The organism is Enterococcus sp. DIV0691 (assembly GCF_051711145.1).
Lineage (GTDB): Bacteria > Bacillota > Bacilli > Lactobacillales > Enterococcaceae > Enterococcus_B > Enterococcus_B hirae.
Window position 1 is genome coordinate 391227 of sequence record NZ_JBIOLY010000001.1, and the last position, 17957, is coordinate 409183.

General features: G+C 38.7%; 17 protein-coding genes. 13 read left to right on the forward strand and 4 right to left on the reverse strand.

Annotated features, from left to right (window positions below; translation table 11 throughout):
* The 4 genes from aroA to IGJ11_RS01785 all read left to right on the forward strand — a co-directional run bounded on the left by aroA (position 1) and on the right by IGJ11_RS01785 (position 3260).
* Entirely contained in the window at positions 1–1287 is a 1287-nt protein-coding gene (gene aroA / locus IGJ11_RS01770) for a 3-phosphoshikimate 1-carboxyvinyltransferase (RefSeq protein ID WP_088745418.1), read from the forward strand.
* A complete protein-coding gene (locus IGJ11_RS01775) occupies positions 1284–1814 on the forward strand; it encodes a shikimate kinase (RefSeq protein WP_010720175.1) in 531 nt (176 codons plus the stop codon). Before aroA ends, IGJ11_RS01775 begins: the two co-directional genes overlap by 4 nt.
* Positions 1786–2631, forward strand: coding sequence for a prephenate dehydratase (gene pheA / locus IGJ11_RS01780; protein WP_034699462.1), 846 nt, complete (start codon positions 1786–1788; stop codon positions 2629–2631). Before IGJ11_RS01775 ends, pheA begins: the two co-directional genes overlap by 29 nt.
* Positions 2632–2747: 116 nt before the next feature.
* A complete protein-coding gene (locus IGJ11_RS01785) occupies positions 2748–3260 on the forward strand; it encodes a type 1 glutamine amidotransferase domain-containing protein (protein WP_010738518.1) in 513 nt (170 codons plus the stop codon).
* A 745-nt stretch (positions 3261–4005) separates the two neighbouring features.
* On the opposite strand, the gene IGJ11_RS01790 is transcribed toward IGJ11_RS01785, so the two are convergent.
* Positions 4006–4677, reverse strand: a complete 672-nt coding sequence (locus IGJ11_RS01790; RefSeq protein ID WP_034699468.1) for a ClpXP adapter SpxH family protein — start codon at positions 4675–4677, stop codon at positions 4006–4008.
* Positions 4678–4794: 117 nt separating this feature from the next.
* Positions 4795–5370 carry a CYTH domain-containing protein gene (locus IGJ11_RS01795; RefSeq protein ID WP_207432737.1) on the reverse strand — a complete coding sequence of 192 codons (576 nt, stop codon included), beginning with the start codon at positions 5368–5370 and terminating at the stop codon, positions 4795–4797.
* Between the two features lie 130 nt (positions 5371–5500).
* Here IGJ11_RS01795 and IGJ11_RS01800 point away from each other — a divergent pair, with 130 nt between their 5' ends.
* Genes IGJ11_RS01800 through mgtE form a run of 4 tightly spaced genes read left to right on the forward strand, consistent with a single transcriptional unit; the run spans position 5501 to position 9257 of the window.
* A complete protein-coding gene (locus IGJ11_RS01800; protein WP_010720170.1) occupies positions 5501–6202 on the forward strand; it encodes a GTP pyrophosphokinase in 702 nt (233 codons plus the stop codon).
* Entirely contained in the window at positions 6180–6977 is a 798-nt protein-coding gene (locus tag IGJ11_RS01805; protein WP_010720169.1) for an NAD kinase, read from the forward strand. Before IGJ11_RS01800 ends, IGJ11_RS01805 begins: the two co-directional genes overlap by 23 nt.
* Before the next feature lies 1 nt (position 6978).
* Positions 6979–7878, forward strand: a complete 900-nt coding sequence (locus tag IGJ11_RS01810) for an RluA family pseudouridine synthase (protein WP_010720168.1) — start codon at positions 6979–6981, stop codon at positions 7876–7878.
* Between the two features lie 17 nt (positions 7879–7895).
* On the forward strand, positions 7896–9257 hold the full coding sequence (gene mgtE, locus IGJ11_RS01815) for a magnesium transporter (protein WP_034699476.1): 1362 nt from the start codon (positions 7896–7898) through the stop codon (positions 9255–9257).
* Between the two features lie 103 nt (positions 9258–9360).
* On the opposite strand, the gene IGJ11_RS01820 is transcribed toward mgtE, so the two are convergent.
* A complete protein-coding gene (locus tag IGJ11_RS01820) occupies positions 9361–9999 on the reverse strand; it encodes a copper homeostasis protein CutC (RefSeq protein ID WP_010720166.1) in 639 nt (212 codons plus the stop codon).
* 140 nt (positions 10000–10139) lie between these two features.
* Here IGJ11_RS01820 and IGJ11_RS01825 point away from each other — a divergent pair, with 140 nt between their 5' ends.
* The 4 genes from IGJ11_RS01825 (at position 10140) to recD2 (ending at position 15277) form a co-directional block, all read left to right on the forward strand.
* On the forward strand, positions 10140–10997 hold the full coding sequence (locus tag IGJ11_RS01825) for a methyltransferase domain-containing protein (RefSeq protein ID WP_207432740.1): 858 nt from the start codon (positions 10140–10142) through the stop codon (positions 10995–10997).
* Between the two features lie 221 nt (positions 10998–11218).
* Positions 11219–11722, forward strand: a complete 504-nt coding sequence (gene trmL, locus IGJ11_RS01830) for a tRNA (uridine(34)/cytosine(34)/5-carboxymethylaminomethyluridine(34)-2'-O)-methyltransferase TrmL (protein WP_010720164.1) — start codon at positions 11219–11221, stop codon at positions 11720–11722.
* Between the two features lie 263 nt (positions 11723–11985).
* A complete protein-coding gene (locus IGJ11_RS01835; protein ID WP_010738514.1) occupies positions 11986–12642 on the forward strand; it encodes a histidine phosphatase family protein in 657 nt (218 codons plus the stop codon).
* A gap of 19 nt (positions 12643–12661) precedes the next feature.
* A complete protein-coding gene (recD2, locus tag IGJ11_RS01840; RefSeq protein ID WP_207432741.1) occupies positions 12662–15277 on the forward strand; it encodes an SF1B family DNA helicase RecD2 in 2616 nt (871 codons plus the stop codon).
* Between the two features lie 425 nt (positions 15278–15702).
* Here recD2 and IGJ11_RS01845 read toward each other — a convergent pair whose 3' ends face one another.
* On the reverse strand, positions 15703–16680 hold the full coding sequence (locus tag IGJ11_RS01845) for a diacylglycerol/lipid kinase family protein (protein ID WP_010720161.1): 978 nt from the start codon (positions 16678–16680) through the stop codon (positions 15703–15705).
* A 426-nt stretch (positions 16681–17106) separates the two neighbouring features.
* Here IGJ11_RS01845 and IGJ11_RS01850 point away from each other — a divergent pair, with 426 nt between their 5' ends.
* The gene (locus tag IGJ11_RS01850) at positions 17107–17610 is read left to right on the forward strand and encodes a QueT transporter family protein (protein ID WP_010720160.1); all 504 of its coding nucleotides are present in this window, start codon (positions 17107–17109) and stop codon (positions 17608–17610) included.
* Positions 17611–17957: the final 347 nt, after the last annotated feature.

The window sequence follows — 17957 nt, forward strand, 5'->3', positions numbered from 1 at the left end:
ATGAAACTATTGACAGCTAAAAATGGGATCAATGGAGAATTAGTGATTCCTGCTGATAAATCGATTTCCCATCGCAGCATCATGTTTGGTGCAATCAGCAAAGGAACTACGATCGTCAATAATTTTTTAAAAGCTGAAGATTGTTTAAGTACGATTGCAGTTTTTAAGCAATTAGGGGTACGTATTACCGAAAAAAATGAACAAATCATGATTGAAGGAAAAGGATTTGAAGGATTAACAGCACCATTTTCCAGGCTAGATGCAGGAAATTCTGGCACAACGATGCGCTTAGTATTAGGAATTTTAGCAGGCTGTCCATTTACTTCTGAGATTGCAGGGGATGCTTCTTTGAATCGCCGTCCGATGGAACGTGTGATGAAGCCATTGCGTGAGATGGGTGCTGATTTACAAGGAACGGCCGAAGCTGAATTTCCTCCACTAAAAGTAACTGGAAATACATTGCACGGGATCGAGTATCACATGCCCATTGCTAGTGCGCAAGTGAAGTCTGCTATCCTTTTTGCAGCTTTACAAGCCGAAGGAACCACTAAAATCATCGAGAAAGAACAGTCAAGGAACCATACCGAAGAGATGATCAAACAATTCGGTGGGAAGATCCAAGTGGAAGGAAAAGAAATTATAGTCACTGGACCACAGCAGTTGATCGGCCAAGAAGTCACTGTCCCAGGGGATATTTCTTCGGCTGCGTTTTATCTCGTCGCAGCAAGTATTTTAGCAAACAGTGAAGTCCTCTTAAAACAAGTAGGAATCAATCCGACACGGACAGGTATTCTCGATGTGTTGATGCAAATGGGTGCTAATATTGAAGAAAGACAGCTGGATGAGCAAAATCAAGCAGCAGATTTGATTGTCCGTTCTGCGCAACTCCATGCTTGTGAGATCCAGGGAGAAATCATCCCACGCTTGATTGATGAGTTACCAATCATTGCATTAGCTGCTACTCAAGCAACAGGCACAACCATCATTCGTGATGCTCAGGAATTAAAAGTCAAAGAAACAAATCGGATTGATGCAACTGCGGAAGAATTAACGAAAATGGGTGCGAACATTGAACCGACAGAAGATGGTTTGATTATTCACGGACCAACACCTTTACATGGAGCGACAGTGGATAGCCATGGGGACCATCGAATTGGGATGATGTTACAAATCGCCGCTTTACTAACCGCAGAACCTGTCGAATTACTCAATCCTGAAGCAGTCAATATTTCATATCCTGAATTTTTTACGGATCTAGCCAAATTGGTTCAGGAGGACCCATCATGACGTCACTTGTATTGATCGGTTTTATGGGCGCTGGTAAGACGACGATCAGTAAGAAACTAGCGGCTCGATTGGATCAACCAGTCATCGATATGGATGACTATTTAGTTCAACAATTAGGCTGTTCCATTGAGCAATACTTTGCTACCTTCGGAGAAGCCGCGTTTCGTGACCACGAAACCGCTCTTTTAAAAACAATTTTACAAAAAAAGGCAGTGATCGCTACTGGTGGCGGGGTTGTCTTACAGAAAGAAAATCAGGAACTATTAAAACAGCAACAAGTCATTTATTTAAAAGGAGAAGCCGATATCTTGATCGAACGGATACGACAAGATCAAACAAATATTCGACCGTTAGCGTTAAAGAATAGTGACACAAAACTACGTGAGATCATGTGGGAACGGGAAAAAATATACAAAAGTTTAGCAAAAATCACGATAGATACGTCTAAGAAATCGCCAGACGAAATTATCACAGAAATCATAAAGTGGGTAGAAAATAATGATGAAAATTGGGTATCTAGGTCCTAAAGGTTCCTTTACTTATAGTGCAGCCACACGTTATTTCAAACAAGGTACTTTTCTTTCTTATGATTCCTTGATTGATTTGATCGATGCACAATTAGAAAAAGAGATTACTTATGCAATGGTGCCAATCGAAAATACGATTGAAGGTTCTGTTTTGCCAACACTTGATCATGTGTATGAGACATTACCTTCTATTCAAGGAGAAATCGTTCTGCCGATCCGACAACAATTGATGGTCCATCCGACCCAACAAGCCAACTGGCGAAATATCACAAAGATTTGTAGTCATCCGCAAGCATTAGCCCAATCACAACTTTTTCTACGGGCAAATTTTCCAAAGGTCGAGATTGAACAAGTAGGTTCCACTGCCCAAGGAGCCCAACAAGTAGCAACCCATCCAGAAGAATGTCTAGGTGCGATCGGCTCCAAAGAAGCTGCAAACGAATTTGGGTTGACCATCGTGCAATCAGATATCCAGTCCATTGCAACTAATGAGACCCGTTTTTGGGTTCTAAGTGCCGCGCCTGTTGATGCAAAATTACAAAAAAACAGTCATAAAGCGACATTCTTTGTGGATTTGCCAGAAAATAAACCTGGGGCGCTTTATCAAGTTCTTTCGGTCTTTGCTAATAATCAAGTGAATTTAACAAAAATCGAATCACGCCCACAAAAAACGCGGTTAGGCGAATACTTTTTTGTTATCGATGTTGCTATCGATGACAAGATCGACAAGGTGAATGAGCTGATTGAAGTGCTAAAAGAGCAAGGCTATCCTACGCATTTGGTTGGTTGTTATCCGGTTTATCACATCGATGAATGACTAAAAGAAACAAGATGGACGGGGACAAAAACCGATCTTTAGTCCAAACAGATGATTTGCACACTTGAATAAATTCCTTTAGGCTTGAATTAAGCGATAAGAAAGGAAGAGAACAAATGGCAAAAAAAGTTGCAGCAATCGTTACAGATTTAGTTGAAGATGTGGAACTAACGTCACCGAAAGAAGCACTAGAAAAAGCTGGACATACAGTGACTTTGATTGGGTTTGAAGGAAATCAAACAATCAAAGGAAAAAAAGGCGCAGAATTCACAGTCGAACAAAGTATTGCAGATGTTTCTCCTGAAGACTTCGATGCGCTATTGATACCAGGGGGATTTTCACCGGATCAATTACGAGCAGATCAACGATTCGTTGATTTTGTTTCTTACTTTTTAAAAAATGATCAACCGTTATTTGCAATTTGTCACGGTCCACAATTATTTATTCAAACAGGTTTAACTGAAGGACGGACAATGACAGCTTATGATACGGTACGTCCAGATATCGAATATGCCGGTGCCGTCGTGAAGGATGAGCCAGTGGTAATTGATCGAGGCTTGATTACTAGCCGAAATCCTGATGATATTCCAGCATTTAACGAAGCAATCGTTGAAGCACTCGCAAACTAATCTGAAAGAGGTTGAGATAAAAGTGTTTAGCATCAAGAAATAAGAAGGAATTTCCGAAAATCGACAAGAAACACAAAAACTAGTTTTTGATGTTGATTGTTACCTAATTGGTGCTTCTCAAATTTTTGGTAAATTTCGGCAAATTTTCCGAAGATGCTGCTTTTGTCTCACCGTGAACAAGAGGTCGTGAAAACATCGGGTAGCTCTGATGACAATAAGAAAGAATTTTTTGAAACAGCTCCTCATGTTTTGAAAAATTCAGGCTTATTTCAAGGAGCTGATGTTTGAACACCGTTTAGCAAGAGGCTGCGAAAGAAGCGTTCAGCTCCGAGCGAATAAGAGAGGATTTTTTAAAATAGCTCCTCATATTTTAGAAAATCATCGCTTATTGTTGAGGAGTTGCTTCTTGAACGCCGTTTATTCGTTTTTAGAGATACTAGAAGAGACTGAGACAAGTTTTGTCCCAGTCTCATTAAAAAAAGCAGTCGTATCGGTCGAAAATGGCATCAGCTATTTTCTGAAGGATGCGATTGCTTTTTGTCGTTTTTCGAAAAACTCTTTCTTATTTCTTATTTCTTGATGCTACACACTTTTATCTCAACCTCAGACGATGCGATGCTATTAGTCCATGTTGGTAAAGATTCCCATATTTTTCTACAAGCACCAAATAACCGTTTTTCGAATACTTAGCGATCTAAGTACTTGAAAAACGGTTAGTTAGTGAAACGAATGGTTCTTGACATGATTAGTTAGAGAGTAAATATAAATGGCTACTTCCTGGTTGTAAGCGAGAATCATTTGTATGTAAATGTTCACCATCAAAAATTTGATAAGAATCATTTTTAGTCTTACAAAGTTCTTTTATTTTTCGGACTGTATTTGTGCCTTCAATTAAGACACCAAAGTCTTGTTCACAGGAGTAGTTATACACTACAGCAGAAGGATGTTTGGTGATGCCCATTTCTCGAGCAATTTTTTGATCAGAGAAAAAAACTTCTTTAACAAACTCGGATTGACGATCTTCTTTGAACATCTCGATATCGCCGCCGACTTCTGCAAAAAGTGATTCAGCAAGTTCTGGAGAATACGGTACTTTATTACAACCTACAGCTTCTTGCATTTTGATCAAAAATTGACGTCCTTTTTTCTTACCTTGGAACTGTGCCGCTTTACAGTCTAACGCAGCAGAATAGGTAGTTGAAAATAAGTGGTTACGCGTAACGAGGTCGTTTTGAGAAATTCCGTTACGTTGCATGACATCCCCAATTGTCTGCAAATTAACTAAAGGCAGAAAACGAAATTGCATCTTTTCTTTGGATGTTTTTCCGTACTCTTCTTCAATAAATTGTAATAACTGTTGTTCTAGTGTAAAACAATGTTTCCCCAAAGGATTAACAAATAAATAGATTTCGATCATATGAATCTCCCCCAAAATAGATTCTATACAACTCGTGAATTCTTTTATTCACAACGTATAACTTAACAGAAAAACGATAAAAAATGAACTCAAGTGCCTTGTGAAAATGATAGAACTTTAATTTTTCGCTGCTAGCATCCGTTGAATTTTATTTTTAGCTGGTCGATAAGGGAAAGAATGTCTTTCCAAAAACGCTAAAAAGGCAGATTTACCAAGAGTAGCATCAGATACTTCTAACTCCAGTTCAAAATCATGTAATTGTTCTCCAAAACTTTCATCAATCGCTAAAAGACCTTCCTCAATGTGAAATTCCGCACGTTTGGTAGTAATGTCTCCAATTTTGCCCAATTCATCCGAAGGAACAGCCAATTCTAACAATTTTTGAAAAACAGCACCCTGACGTGGTAATTGACGTTGCTCAATGAAAGAGAGTGCTTCCTCTTTTCTTAAAGTATCAGTGGTTTCAAGTTTTCCTTCTTTTGCAGGTGTTTTTAGTGTATATTCTGCCCGATTTTCAAGTAATCGGATGCGTAACCCACAATTTTTTTGTGCTAATTGTCCATCTGGTGTATCAAAATAGATATTCGTTTGAACCGTAAAATCTTCTGGTTTTAGTTGATAATACTGGATCAATTGATTATATTCTTGTTGCGTCAGCATGGACTTGTATTCAATTTCTAACATTTCAGACATAATGATCGCCCCTTTCATTCATTCTGCCTAATTTTTCCTTTTTGGTCAATACAAAAAGCCGAGAGGTACAAAAAAACTTCATTTATATGTTAAAATAGAAAAGAATGTTAACGAAGTAGAGGGATCAGCGATGGAACGAGATTGGGAAGAGTTTTTAGCACCGTATGAACAAACAGTATCAGAATTAAAAGTAAAGTTACGCGGGATCCGTAAGCAATTCAGAGAACAAAACCGACATGTTCCGATTGAGTTTGTTACTGGACGAGTCAAACCAGTCGATAGCATTGTGACAAAATCACAGCTGCGTCATATTCCGATGAGCCGTTTAGAAGAAGAAATGTCTGATATTGCTGGATTACGAATCATGTGTCAGTTTGTAGAAGATATCCACCAAGTAGTAGATATCATTCGTAAAAGAAAAGATATGAAAGTGATTCAAGAAAGAGATTATATTACAAATAAAAAAGCCAGTGGGTATCGTTCGTATCATTTAGTGATTGAGTATCCTGTTCAGTTGATCAGTGGCGAAAAGAAAATTTTAGCTGAAATTCAAATCCGGACGTTAGCTATGAACTTTTGGGCGACAATCGAACACTCATTGAACTATAAATATCAAGGCGTGTTTCCTGAAGAAATGAGTGAAAGACTCCAACGTGCGGCAGAAGCGGCTTATCAATTGGACGAAGAAATGTCCAATATTCGGGAAGAAATCCAAGAAGCTCAACGTCTATTTTCCCATGGAAGAGGAAAACGAGATGACGTTTACTATCGTACCGTATTAAATCGAGAGAAAAAAGAGGAGGTCACGGATGAAAGTAGCGATCGTTCATAACCAAGAAGCGAAAACAATTGAAGTTACCGAACGATTGAAAGCTCTTTTGACACAATCGGCTATTCAAATCGACGGACAACGCCCCGATTTAGTGATTTCCGTAGGTGGTGATGGGACGTTATTGTCCGCTTTTCACAAGTATAGCCATCTATTAAATGAAGTTCGTTTTTTAGGGGTCCATACAGGGCACTTAGGTTTTTATACGGATTGGCGTGACTATGAATTGGAAGAATTAGTCAATAGCTTACAGACCAATCAAGAACAAAGTGTAAGTTATCCTTTGCTCGATATAAAGATCAGTTATTTAGATGATAAGCCGGCAAAACATTTCTTGGCTTTGAATGAATCCACGATTAAACGATCAAATCGGACGATGGTTGCCGATGTATATATCAAAAATGAATTGTTTGAAAGTTTCAGAGGGGACGGATTGGCTGTGTCTACGCCAACAGGTTCAACCGCTTATAATAAAAGTATCGGCGGGGCAGTTATTCATCCGAGTATCAATGCCTTTCAGTTAACTGAAATTGCTTCATTAAATAATCGAGTTTTTCGTACACTCGGTTCGCCTATGGTCATCGCACAAGACGAATGGCTGGAAATCAAATTAGAAAATACAGAGGATTATCTTGTTACAGTCGACCAATTGGATATTAAGGAATCGAATATTCGTTCCATCTATTATCGCATTGCAAAAGAGCGAATTCATTTTGCTTCTTATCGCCACATGCATTTTTGGCATCGTGTAAAAGATTCCTTTATTGGTGAGGGATAACATGGAATTTGTGTGGACGTATGAAAAAAATCATCCGCAGCAGATAAAATATTTTTTAAAAGAAAAAGGAATTTCTAAAGGTTTGTTAGCGAAAATCAAATTTCAAGGTGGCGAGATCAAAGTAAATGGTCAAACTGAAAATGTCTTGTTTTCTCTATCGTACAATGATAAGGTAACGATTGTCATTCCAGCAGAAGGCGAACACGAAACGGTACTTTTAGATGAAACACCGATCGAGATCGTTTACGAAGATGAACATCTATTAGTTGTGAATAAACCAGCTGGCGTTTCTTCGATTCCAGCACAATATCATCCAAACTATACGATGGCTAATCGAGTAAAAGCTTATTACAAACGACAAGGTTACGAAAATCAAGTCATTCATGTGGTGACAAGACTAGATCGGGATACTTCTGGGTTGATGTTGTTTGCCAAACATGGCTTTGCTCATGCAAAGTTAGATGTACAGCTTCGAGAAAAACGATTTGTGAAGAAATACCAAGCACTTGTGAGTGGCGAAATAACTAAATTAGCACCTCACGGCTGGATTGACCTTCCAATTGCGAGAGACCAATCTTCTTTACTGAAACGGATGGTTTCGACAGCTGGGCGAAGCGCACAAACCGAATATTGGTTAACGAAAAACACCGCAGAGGTTGCTTTGGTAGATATCCAACTGCATACGGGGAGAACCCATCAAATCAGAGTTCATTTTTCAGAAATTGGCTGTGCGCTATTAGGAGATGAAATGTATGGTGGGCGTATGGATCTTGGAATAGCAAGACAAGCTTTACATTGTTACGACCTGCGTTTTGATCATCCTTTTACACAGGAACGATTGGAATTTAAACAGCCTTTGGCTAAAGATATGGCGACTGTTCTCCAGCATTTTGAAAGTTAGGGTGAGGTGAGATAGAGTTGGATGAAAATCAAGAACTAGAGGAACGATTTGCCCAGTTACTCCAGGATTTAAGAGAAAATAACCTACAGGAATTTAGAAATAGTTTCCTGGAAATGCATATTTACGAGCAGGGGCAATTCTATCAATCTCTGAACGAAGAGGATCGTCAACTGATCTATTCCTACTTATCTCCTAAAGAATTGGCAGATATGTTTGATGTGATTGAAGAAGACAATGAATATATGAAAGAGTATTTAGCTGAAATGCGTCCGAGTTATGCTGCAGAAATGCTTTCAGAAATGTATACCGATAATGCGGTAGATTTGCTAAATACCTTAGATAAAAAACAAGTCGCTAAATATTTAAGTTTAATGACTGCTGACGATGCTAGTGAAATCAAAGAGTTATTACACTATGAAGATGAAACAGCTGGCGCGATCATGACGACAGAATTTGTTTCGATCGTGGCGAATCAAACGGTCCGTTCTGCGATGTATGTCTTAAAAAACGAAGCAGATGTAGCTGAAACCATTTACTATATCTATGTCGTCAATCAAGAAGAGCAATTGGTTGGAGTTATTTCATTGCGGGATTTGATCGTTAATGATGATGATGCAATGATCTCTGACTTGATGAGCGAACGTGTGTTATCCGTCCATGTGGGGGATGACCAAGAAGATGTCGCGCAAACCTTTCGTGATTATGACTTTCTAGCATTACCCGTAACAGATTACGATGACCATCTACTGGGGATCGTAACAGTTGATGATATTATTGATGTTATTGATGATGAGGCTGCAAGTGATTACTCTGGTTTGGCAGGGGTCAATGTTGAGGAAATCAATGAAAATCCCGTGAAGTCAGCTGCTAGACGTCTTCCTTGGTTGATCACCTTATTATTTTTAGGGATGTCTACGGCTTCGTTGATCAGCCATTACGAAGAACTGGTGAGTGAAGCAAGTATTTTAGCCGTCTTCATTTCGTTGATCACCGGAACTGCGGGGAATGCTGGCACCCAATCATTAGCGGTTGCAGTTCGCCGTTTGGCTGTTTCTGACGACAAAGATGCTGGTTTTGTCCGTTTGATTCTAGCTGAAGTACTCACAGGACTTGTGACAGGGGCAATCACTGGCTTGACGATCTTTTTGATTGTAGGAATTTGGAAGCATAACTTTATTTTAGGCTTTGTAATTGGGATTGCCATGTTATTTGCGATTACTGTAGCCAACTTGGCAGGAAGCTTGATTCCGATGTTGATGGATCGCTTAGGGTTTGATCCTGCCGTGGCTAGTGGTCCTTTTATTACCACCTTGAGTGATTTGACTAGTGTCTTGATCTATTTCAACATCGCTTCATTGTTTATGGGGTATTTTATGTAGCCATTCCTTTTGAGATGGTGCAACAAGTCTGTGATAAAAATAAAAAACGTAAGGAGCAAAGTAATCAACTTGCTTCTTACGTTTTTATTATTACTAAAAAAATTTAGTCGAATGAAACGATTTTTGTTCCATGAACTTCATTCACGCCTAGTTCTTTGGCAACATGTTCTGCATTTTTGTAATCGATCTTGCCACCAGGTAAGATGATCAGACGTCCGTCAGCATAAGCAATCAATTTTTTTAAATGGTCAAAATTGGCTTCAATTGGTGCGTTCGCATCTCCACCATGAGTTAAAATACGGTCTACACCGTGTTCAACCAGCCAATCAATTGCTTCAAATTGTCGTTCTTGCGGGATACAATCAAAAGCCATGTGGAACGTGATTTGTAGACCTTCTGAGGTTTCGATCAATAATTCCATTGCCTCTTCATCGATCCAATTTGAAGGAGTCAAACAGCCTATAACTACGCCATCTGTACCTAATTTCTTCGCTTCGATTAAATCAGTATGCATGATCTTTAATTCAATATCGTTATAGACAAAATCGCCACCTCGTGGTCGGATAATTGTCATTACAGGTACTTCTTTTTCATTGGCATAGCTTAAAACTTCTTCGATCACTCCGGTGCTAGGTGTGGTTCCGCCAGCAGCTAAGTTATCGCATAATTCGATCCGGTTCGCTCCCTTAGCAATTGCTAGAGGAATGGAAGTATAATTTTCTGCACAAAATTCTTTGATCATTTGCCTGCTCCTTTATCATTCGCCTTCTTCTTCTAAAATTGTACCATATTTTTTGTAGTTGCTAAAGTTTTCTTCTAACGGTAAGATGAAAAGGGAATAAAGCAATATTCAACGATTAAAACAAGAAATGAGCAAAAAAAATGTTAAAAAAAATTGATCAAGGTCGCCAATTTTTAAAGGGAAATCAACAGTTGTTCCGATGCCCACTTTGCCATGCTGGAGTAGCAGTCACTGAGAACGGTTTGGTTTGTCATCAGAACCATCGCTTCGACTTATCCAAAAAAGGCACGCTTTACTTTTTATCTCATGGGGTAAAAACGGAATATGATCAGAGTATGTTTGATCCCAGACGTAGAATGATCCAAGCCGGGATGTATCAGCCAGTGATCGACTTGTTAGCACAACAAGTATCGCAGGGATCAGAGGTCTTAGATGTTGGCTGTGGCGAAGGAAGCTTTTTAAATGAATTAGCACGACTGCAACCATTGAAAAAGGCCGTAGGTTTTGATCTTTCTAAAGAAGGTGTTTATGCGGCTACTGCTCAGCCGGTCGAGGCGTTTTGGTGTGTAGCAGATTTAACCAATCTTCCTTTTGAAGACCAAACATTTACTACAATTCTAAATATTTTTTCGCCTTCTCACTATAAAGAATTTCAACGTGTGCTAACCGATGATGGGGAAGTCTTGAAAATCGTTCCGCAACAAGATTATTTAAAAGAATTACGCCAAGCGTTTTATCCAGACCAGCCTGAGAAACAACAGTATTCAAATGAACGAGTGGTGGCTAAGTTTGCGGAGTCCCTAGAATTGACTGAACGTCGGCGTGTTACCTACGAATTTGATATCCCAGAAAAAAATCGGCAAGATTTGTTAGCGATGTCTCCGCTCGAATGGCAAGTCAGTCAAGACGTCAAAGAGCGTGTGTACCAGAATCCTTTGAAAAAGATTACAATTGACGTAGAATTATTAAAAGGAAATAAGAGAAAACGATTTCAATGAAATTATTCATTTCTAAAGGTTGCAAAAAGAGTTTGTTGATGATATAGTAACGACAAGTTGTTTTTTCATTGGTTTTTATCAGGTTCCTGTTCTGATAAAAGTTAGTGAGAAGAGCTTCACTAACGTAACGACTCGCAGTGACTGACACCGAGTTGATACGTTTTTTTTTATGCCAAAATCACTACTAGTTAGTTAACATATAGATGAGAGGATGGATCTTAATGAACCATATCGTTTTATTTGAACCATTGATTCCAGCAAATACTGGAAACATTGCCCGAACTTGTGCAGCAACCAATACGCCCTTGCACTTGATTGAACCGTTAGGATTTTCAACAGATGATAAACATCTAAAACGTGCAGGATTGGATTATTGGAACGATGTCAATATTACCTATCATCAAAATTTAGATGCTTTTATGGCTTATTTAGGGGAACGTAAACTTCATTTGGTATCGAAGTTTGCCCATAAAGTATATAGTGACGAAAATTTTGCTGATGGAGAAGACCATTTCTTTTTATTCGGCAAGGAGACAACAGGTTTACCTGAAGAATTTATGCGTGAAAATGAAGAAAAATGTTTAAGAATCCCAATGAATGACGAACATGTCCGTTCATTGAATCTCTCAAATACGGCTGCAATGATCGTCTATGAAGCATTGCGCCAACAAGGATTTCCTAATTTAGAGTTAACGCACCATTATGAAAATGATAAACTAGACTAGAGGTCATTTTTCAAGTGCTCTGATTCAAGCATTAAGGAGAAACAAAGAAAAACAGCTTTTCATGTTTTACTTGGTTTGGACTTAATGCACAGAATCAACTTTTAAAATACCGTTTATCAAGAGGTCATTTATCAAGTATTCTGATTCAATACGAATAATCACAAGGACTTTTTATTGAAGGAGTTCTTTGTTTTTAAGGAACAAATTTTATAAAATAGCAGCATCATCTTTGTCTAAATGAGCCTATAAGGAGTCCGATATAAATGGAATTATATTTTACCCGACATGGAAAAACACAATGGAATCTCGAACGCCGTTTTCAAGGAAGCCAAGGCGACTCACCACTTTTACCTGAAAGCTATGAGGAAATCAAAGCATTTGGTAAAAAAGTGAAGTATGTACCATTTAAAGCAATCTATTCAAGTACCGCTAAGCGTGCCCGTGACACAGCCGAAGGAATCAATCAGGAATTAGCGCATCCAGTCGAAATTATTTATACTGATAAATTAAGAGAATTGGGTTTAGGAGAATTAGAAGGTCAATCAATTGATGAAATGTACGAACGATATCCGGAAAACCTTCCCAATCTACGTAACCACTTAGATCGTTATGATCCGACACCTTTTAAAGGAGAAGCGATCGAATGTGCCATTACTCGTATTGAAACAGTTGTGGCTGATGCCGTTGCTTTACATGATGGACCGATCTTGTTTGTTGGGCATGGGGCATCATTAACTGCGGCGATCCAATGGTTGACAGGAAAAAAACTGAGTCAACTAAGAGAAATGGGTGGCTTATATAATAGTAGTTTGACGATTTTAGAAACAGGAGAACCCAACAATTTGTTGCCTTATGAACTAAAAGTTTGGAACGAAATTGACTTTTTAGGAAAAGAGACAAAACCAGAACCATTACTCTAATTGGAAAGGAGGCGGCAAGATGCAGCCAGAAGAAATGCCTTATTTTGTTGGTACAGTTGCCGCAATCTTTTTTCAAAATCCAAGTAATTTTTATAAAGTACTGTTGGTTCGGCTCACTGAAACAACAGCTGACTATCGTGAAAAAGAAATTGTGGTCACTGGAAGCTTTGGTGAGATCCAAGAAAATGAGCTTTATCGTTTTTACGGCGAATTAGTCGATCATCCTAAATATGGGCGACAGTTAAAGGTTGAACGCTATGAGCAGGAGAAACCAACAACAGTCAACGGGATCGTGGGTTATCTATCCAGTGAAAAATTCCCTGGGATTGGCAAGAAAACAGCTGAGAAGATCGTGGAGCAACTAGGTGAAGAAGCGATTGAAAAAATCATCGAAGAGCCGTCCGTATTAGAACAAATCGCAGGCTTGAATCAAACCAAAAGAGACATGATCGTTGAGACGATTCGTTTGAACCATGGGATGGATCAAGTGATCATGGGCTTGAATCGTTATGGCTTTGGTAGTCAGTTAGCTTTTAGTATCTATCAAGCATATAAAAATGAAGCTTTAGATATCATCCAGGAAAACCCCTATCAGTTAGTCGAAGATGTGGAAGGGATCGGCTTTAAAAGAGCAGATAATCTTGCAGAACAATTAGGGATCGCGGCTGATTCACCAAGACGGATTCGAGCTGCAGTTTTACATCAGATTTTTCAACATGCTGTTCAAACTGGCGATACATATGTACCAGCTGAAACGCTTCTTCATCAAACAATCAAAATTCTGGAAACCAGTCGACCAATTGAAATCCAACCTGATCAAGTAGCGACGGTCATTATTCAACTTGTGGAAGAAGGTAAGATCCAACAAGAAGAAACCAATCTCTATGAAAATAGTCTGTATTTCTCAGAATGGGGGATCGGTAACTCGATTCAACGGTTACTTAGTCGGAAAAAAGAAATCAACTATGACGAAAAAGAAGTGCAGAAAAACATTCGGCGAATTGAAAAAATATTTGGTATCCAATATGGAGAATCGCAAGAAAAAGCAATTTCGGAAGCAATCCGATCACCTTTATTTATTTTAACTGGGGGTCCCGGTACAGGGAAAACAACAGTTATCAATGGGATCGTCAACTTGTTTGCAGAATTAAATGGCTTAGAATTAGATCCAAACAAATATACCCAAGAAATTTTTCCGATCCTACTGGCTGCACCAACTGGTCGAGCAGCCAAACGAATGAATGAGACGACAGGATTACCTGCCAGCACGATCCATCGACTACTAGGTTTGAATGGTCGAGAAAAATCTCCTTCAGTAAGTACGAAAGAATTAGAAGGTGGGTTGTTGATCATCGATGAAATGTCGATGGTCGATACATGGCTAGCTAATACGCTATTTAAAGCCATCCCTACCAACATGCAAGTGATTTTAGTAGGAGATAAAGATCAATTACCTTCTGTCGGACCGGGACAAGTCTTGCATGATTTATTAGGAATTGACCAAATCCCGAAAGTGGAATTGAATCAAATTTATCGGCAGGGAGACGGATCAAGTATTATCCCCCTTGCTCATGAAATCAAAGAAGGTCATTTACCAAGTGATTTTTTGCAAAATCAAAAAGATCGTTCTTTCTTTCGAAGCGATGCCTATAGTATCGAACCTTTAATCGCAAAGATTGTTGAAAAAGCCAAAAATAAAGGCTTCACTGCACAAGATATCCAAGTCTTGGCGCCAATGTACCGTGGACCAGCTGGAATCGATGCGTTAAACAAAATGATGCAGTCGATTTTTAACCCTGGAGGTGCAGGGCGGAAAGAAGTCCACTGGAATGAGACTGTTTATCGAATCGGTGATAAAGTATTACAATTAGTGAACACACCTGAACTCAATGTGTTTAATGGTGATATGGGTGAGATCACGGGGATCGTGTTAGCGAAAGATTCAGAAGATAAAGTGGATGAATTAGTGATTCAATTTGATGCGAATGAAGTGACTTACAAACGCAATGAATGGAACAAAATCACCCTTTCTTATTGTTGCTCAATCCATAAATCTCAAGGAAGCGAATTTAAGATGGTCATTTTGCCGATGGTTCATCAGTACCAACGGATGTTGCAACGAAATCTTCTCTACACGGCTGTCACAAGAAGTAAAGAACTATTGATTCTACTTGGAGAAGAACAAGCGTACGTTACCTGCGTTGCGAATGAATCGGCTAGTCGAATGACGACATTGAAGAAGCGGATCGAAGAAAATGACAGTATGAGTCTTGTTACACGGACGAAGCTTGTCGCTTATGAAGATTCCCTTGTAGGTAATGATCCTTTTGAAGAAGGAAATTATACCAAGGCGGGAGAAACTGCTCATCCCGTAAAAGCAGAGACAAGTCAACAAGCCACTCAAGAAAATGCCGTAGATTCAACGGAGGGAAATGTTGGCGATGATCTCTTTACTTTATCAGTAGAACAAGACACAACCGAAACGTCTGTCGAATCAAAAGCGATGGAAGAAGCATCAACAGAGCAACTACCAAAAACATATATTTTAACAACCGAAGCGATTGAAAAACAGTGGATTGATCCAATGATTGGGATGGAGCAAGAGGCTGTGAAAGAAGTGTTTAGCTCCGAATAAGAGAGAATTTTTTAAAATAGCTCCTCATATTTTAGAAAATCATCGCTTATTGTTGAGGAGTTGCTTCTTGAACGCCGTGAATCAGAGGTCGTGAAAACATCGGGTAGCTCTGATGACAATAAGAAAGAATTTTTTGAAACAGCTTCTCATGTTTTGAAAAATTCAGGCTTATTTCAAGGAGCTGATGTTTGAACACCGTTTATCCGTTTTTAGAGATAGGTAGAAGAGCCTGAGGCAAGTTTTGGCTCAGGCTCACTTGAATCGCTCCTAATGAGAATGTTACTTATTTTTTAAGAGCCAAGAGATAGATAAAGACCGCAAAAGTTAGTCCAACAAGTCTGACTTTTGCGGTCTCTTCAATATCTCCAGCTCTTTTTATGGGGTTATCTTACCCATGGAAGAAAATGTATATAAAATAGGCAAAATCAATGTGACACGTTACACCAAAACAGTTGCTTTTTGGTAGCTAATTGCAAATCAAAAGGTTGTTTTTGGCTATCTTCACCATCTTCTTGACCATACTGAGGAACAGTTGATAGTATGCGCAATCTGCTAGTAGTAAAATGATGGAAATTTTTTGATTTCATTTGCTTTTTCTGTAGTAATAAGAAGATGATTCCCAAGATTTTGAATAAATTCACTCGTTCAACAACAACTAGATCGATCGTTGGTTTGGTAATTTCTGCTGTCGGTGCAATCGCTACACCGCCGCCAAAATAAGGATGGTTCGTTGCAGTACATAGAAAAGCTTTGTCAAAACTGATTTGTTTTCCGCCAATGTCCACTAAGATTGGAAACCCTTTTTGCCAAAAAAAGACACGTAGGATAGAGAACAGGTAAGCGAAAGAACCTAAATTATATTTATTTAATTTTGTCTTTGAAGTAGAGTTGTTTGTAGCATGGACGATTGCCGCATCTAAGCCAATGCCAAAATTGTTTACTACTACACCTTGTTTGTCACTCACTTTTTCCTCGTAAGTTAAGAGGTTGATTTCTTGAGGTTTGTTCGTCTTTAGGATATTTTCTAATGCTTTCTCGGCATTTCTAGGTAACCCAATCCCTCGAGCGAAATCATTGCCAGAGCCTGCGGGAATATAGGCTACTGGAAATGCCACATCTAGTTGATAAAAGGTATTTAACACTTGATGCAGTGTGCCATCACCACCGATGATCACGAGTAGGGGAAATTCAGACTCGCTTTCTTGTGGTTCGTCTGTCCATTCAACTAATGTTTCTTTCGCTAACTCTTCGGCAATTTTAGCATCATGCCCTGGATACTCACTGTATTGGATCGAATAGTGAAGCTTTTTTTCGGCAAATAGCGGAATCATTTTTTCTGCTACTTTTTTACCAGCACCACTTCCAGCAGCTGGATTGATCAATAAGTAATAATGGAAATTCATTTTTACCTCCTGCATCTGATTCAGAAGATGAGTAAATCTCACTCATTCCACTCATTCATTAAAATAGAAAAAATGATCAAACTATTTTTTGCTTAGTCATTTAGTGAACAAGCAACTGAAACTTCTATCGTTAATTTTACATGGTTTGTGTCTTAGCGAAACTAAGAAAACAAACATTATTTTTTATCCTTGGCTATTATAGCAGAGAAGAGGAATTTTGAAAAAGCACCGTGCATAAATAAGAGGTAAAGTTCACCCTGATTTGAATAAATAGCATGGAAGCAAAAGACTTATATTTAGAGAACGTTTTTTGTAGGAGCAGTTTCAAATCGCGGGGATATCTGCTATAATGAATCCTTGCTTATGACAGCTGCGGTTCATCAACCATCCCGCATTAAAAAAACTAGGAGAAATGAGGAATATTTTATGCAAAAAACGGTGGAACGCCAACGATTGATGGTCGTTGTAGTAAATGGAATCATTATGGCTTTGTATTTGGCACTTACGATTTTAGTGGCACCAGTCTCTTCTGGACCTATTCAATTTCGTATTTCTGAAAGCTTGAATCACTTAGTAGTCTTCAACCGGAAATTACTTTGGGGCGTGTTAGGTGGCGTCATTGTCTATAACGCATTTTTTGGTTTTGGTATATTAGATGTGGTCTATGGTGGGGGACAAACCTTGATTTCATTGGGGTTGACTGCTTTGCTACAAAATAAAGTAAAGAATGTCAAAATAAGATTAGCATTAAATACGCTTTTCTTTACAATTAGTATGGGATTGATTGCGTACATGTTGGTACCAACTGGTGGACAAGCATTTTGGACAACTTACGGTACGCTAGCTTTGAGTGAGTTCATCATTATGGCTATTTCTGCGCCATTGATGTATTACTTGGATCGTTCCCTAGACTTTGAAAAAAGAGTATAGCGATCAATAGGTAGATAGAGGAAAACCTGTTAATCAGTTAAAATATATTTATAAAAAGGGATAACAGTAGTTAAAAGAAATTCATCTTTAGCTACTGTTTTTATTTACGCAAAATTAGAGGTTGTGAAAGAAGCGTTTAGCTCCGAGCGAATAAGAGAGGATTTTTTAAAATAGCTCCTCATATTTTAGAAAATCATCGCTTATTGTTGAGGAGTTGCTTCTTGAACACCGTGAATCAGAGGTCGTGAAAACATCGGGTAGCTCTGATGACAATAAGAAAGAATTTTTTGAAACAGCTTCTCATGTTTTGAAAAATTCAGGCTTATTTCAAGGAGCTGATGTTTGAA

Coding starts and splice junctions, on each gene's coding strand:
- IGJ11_RS01795 (WP_207432737.1), bottom strand. CDS start 5,370: ATGTCTGAAATGTTAGAAATTGAATACAAGTCCATGCTGACGCAACAA.
- IGJ11_RS01775 (WP_010720175.1), top strand. CDS start 1,284: ATGACGTCACTTGTATTGATCGGTTTTATGGGCGCTGGTAAGACGACG.
- aroA (WP_088745418.1), top strand. CDS start 1: ATGAAACTATTGACAGCTAAAAATGGGATCAATGGAGAATTAGTGATT.
- IGJ11_RS01845 (WP_010720161.1), bottom strand. CDS start 16,680: ATGAATTTCCATTATTACTTATTGATCAATCCAGCTGCTGGAAGTGGT.
- trmL (WP_010720164.1), top strand. CDS start 11,219: ATGAACCATATCGTTTTATTTGAACCATTGATTCCAGCAAATACTGGA.
- pheA (WP_034699462.1), top strand. CDS start 1,786: ATGATGAAAATTGGGTATCTAGGTCCTAAAGGTTCCTTTACTTATAGT.
- IGJ11_RS01825 (WP_207432740.1), top strand. CDS start 10,140: ATGTTAAAAAAAATTGATCAAGGTCGCCAATTTTTAAAGGGAAATCAA.
- IGJ11_RS01785 (WP_010738518.1), top strand. CDS start 2,748: ATGGCAAAAAAAGTTGCAGCAATCGTTACAGATTTAGTTGAAGATGTG.
- IGJ11_RS01805 (WP_010720169.1), top strand. CDS start 6,180: ATGAAAGTAGCGATCGTTCATAACCAAGAAGCGAAAACAATTGAAGTT.
- IGJ11_RS01820 (WP_010720166.1), bottom strand. CDS start 9,999: ATGATCAAAGAATTTTGTGCAGAAAATTATACTTCCATTCCTCTAGCA.
- IGJ11_RS01835 (WP_010738514.1), top strand. CDS start 11,986: ATGGAATTATATTTTACCCGACATGGAAAAACACAATGGAATCTCGAA.
- IGJ11_RS01850 (WP_010720160.1), top strand. CDS start 17,107: ATGCAAAAAACGGTGGAACGCCAACGATTGATGGTCGTTGTAGTAAAT.
- IGJ11_RS01800 (WP_010720170.1), top strand. CDS start 5,501: ATGGAACGAGATTGGGAAGAGTTTTTAGCACCGTATGAACAAACAGTA.
- IGJ11_RS01810 (WP_010720168.1), top strand. CDS start 6,979: ATGGAATTTGTGTGGACGTATGAAAAAAATCATCCGCAGCAGATAAAA.
- IGJ11_RS01790 (WP_034699468.1), bottom strand. CDS start 4,677: ATGATCGAAATCTATTTATTTGTTAATCCTTTGGGGAAACATTGTTTT.
- recD2 (WP_207432741.1), top strand. CDS start 12,662: ATGCAGCCAGAAGAAATGCCTTATTTTGTTGGTACAGTTGCCGCAATC.